Source organism: Vibrio sp. 10N.222.52.B12, assembly GCF_002875385.1.
Classification (GTDB): Bacteria; Pseudomonadota; Gammaproteobacteria; order Enterobacterales; family Vibrionaceae; genus Vibrio; species Vibrio jasicida.
This window is the reverse complement of sequence record NZ_MDAW01000087.1, coordinates 1-2,120: the sequence shown is the minus strand read 5'-3', so window position 1 is coordinate 2,120 and position 2,120 is coordinate 1. Positions and strand designations below refer to the sequence as shown.

The 2,120-nt window shown below is 44.8% G+C and carries 2 protein-coding genes; both read right to left on the bottom strand.

The genetic code is table 11. From position 1 onward, the window contains the following. Nucleotides 1–211: 211 nt before the first annotated feature. Nucleotides 212–1,105 (bottom strand): DMT family transporter, encoded by an 894-nt coding sequence (locus tag BCT11_RS04040; protein ID WP_102387230.1) that lies wholly within the window; start codon nucleotides 1,103–1,105, stop codon nucleotides 212–214. Nucleotides 1,106–1,239: 134 nt separating this feature from the next. Then, nucleotides 1,240–2,120 (bottom strand): alpha/beta hydrolase-fold protein (locus BCT11_RS04035; protein ID WP_241908975.1); only part of this gene is annotated, 881 nt, incomplete at its 5' end.

The following is a 2,120-nucleotide window of genomic DNA, read 5'->3' as shown; positions in this document are numbered from 1 at the left end:
ATATGTTCAGAGAAAGTAGTGAGTTGAGCTACATCAACAGGATTTTCTTCGAGGAAATCGGCAAAACAGTTTTGGATAGACATAAAAAATCGGAAGCCTAGAAACAGGCTTCCGATTATCTCTCAGCAGAAGGATCGGTCAACCGATCCTTATCTGATCTACATTGCGCTTGAACAGCGGCCTTAATTGATTCTATGACGCCTAAAAGCGGTTAAGCGACTTTCTCTTTTCGTTTCGCCAGCATTGCAGCAGGAGAGAAGCCTGTTACCAACATTGTCCCGCTTAGCACCAGAATGGTCCCTATGATGGTGTTGAAACCGACTGGCTCATCCAAAACTAGGTAGCCCCATAGAATGCCAAAAACGGGCACAAGGAAAGTGACGGTGAGAGCCGAAGCAGGGCCAATTTCAGAAACTAGGCGGAAGTAAAGCAAATAAGCCAAACCGGTACAAACCACACCGAGAGCAACCACAGAGCTCCACTCTATGCTGGTTGGCTCTGCACGCATTGGTAAAAATGGCAGTAGTGGAAGTACCCAAATAACCGCTGCCCACATACTGCCGTGTGCGTTGTCAAAAGCTGGGACTTGTGGTGCATTTTTAGTGTAGTTGGTTGCAATCCCATAGCTGAAAGAAGCCATTAAGCTTGCCCCAATAGGGAGGGTAGCCTCTCTGCCGATGATTGAAGAATCCAAACCGACAAGTACAGCGACACCGCCAATACCAATCATCATACCTAGAATGGCTTTTGCCGTTAAAGGGCTGCGATACCAAACAAAACCAATTAATGCGCCCCATATCGGTGCGGTTGAGTTGAGAATGGCTAAGGTCGACGCATTAAGTGTTTGAGCAGCGTAAGCAAAAAGCAGAAAGGGCACGGCGCTATTAAATAAGCCAATAATGAAAAAGTGCTTAATGTGCTTTGTGAAGGCAAGTTTCTTTTTGAGATAGAAAGCTATCAAGAGCAATGCTATTGCCGCAAATGCAACACGAAACTCGATTAAGTAAGCCGGTCTGAACGTATTAGCGGCGACTCGCATAAACAGAAACGAGCCACCCCAAATAGCAGCGAGACAAAGTAAGCGAAAAAAACTGGCTGCAGTCATAATACATCCTTGGTCGAGGTCTAGCGCCCCATTGATTAATTGTTGCGCTAACAGTGGATTAAACCAAGGATGAGATCAACCAGAAATGCAACGCCAGTTCCGAATCTGGCTACCACTGACTTATTTTGATGGTCTTAAATTTCTTCTTTTGGAAACAAGATTGGGAGGCTGTCCCTGTAGGTGTGATACCACATTTTTCCATGATCTAAATTTTTATACTCGATAAGAGTCGGTAAATTGAAACCCATGTAGTTCTTGGTTTGTATATGTTTATAGAAAGCCTCAACGGAGGGGTGATTTCCTATGTGTGTTGAGCTGAATATAGCGGTGACTTCTAACCATGGCGAAGCCTTATAACGTTCCTCTTCCAAAGGATAGATGGTGTCTTCAATACGCCAGAACGAACCGTCGGCGATAATAAAATTCTTGAAAAACTGGCTCCCAATATCTTCTGATACCATGATATGTGCTGTTTTTGCGCCTCCAAATGAATGTCCAGCCAGTGTGCGTTCATTTGGATCGATATCGTATTCGGCTTCGACAACTGGGATGAGTTCTTGGGTTAAGAAAAGGTAGAAGTCATCGACCCCTGGTGGCAAATAATCAATATTTCTGCGTCCAGGAGGACCTTCATGAATGGCGATTAGAATGACATCGAGTTCGGCATTGGCGATAAGGTTACCAAACCCCTGACCCGTCCCATTACCGTCGGAAACGTAGATAACGGGCAAAGATGTTGTGCGCTCTTCATAGTTTTCTGGCAAGTAGATGTCGTAGGGATAGCTGACGCCAGTGATATTGGAAAAGATATTGTATTGTACTTTTTCCGCAGGAACATACGCGGAGTTGTTGTCTACAGAGGAGCCGTCCCCCCTCCGCATGCCGATAACACAAGCCCCAAAGAAAGGGCGATGAACCAACGCTTCAAAACTTCCATGTTTTACCTTTGCTTTTGATTTAAAGAACAAAAACAACTGTATAAGATTTGAGCAATCAAAAATGTATGGTCCGCCCC

What these genes read in the sequence shown, in the direction of transcription:
- BCT11_RS04040 (WP_102387230.1), bottom strand. Translation starts at nt 1,105, where the DNA reads ATGACTGCAGCCAGTTTTTTTCGCTTACTTTGTCTCGCTGCTATTTGG.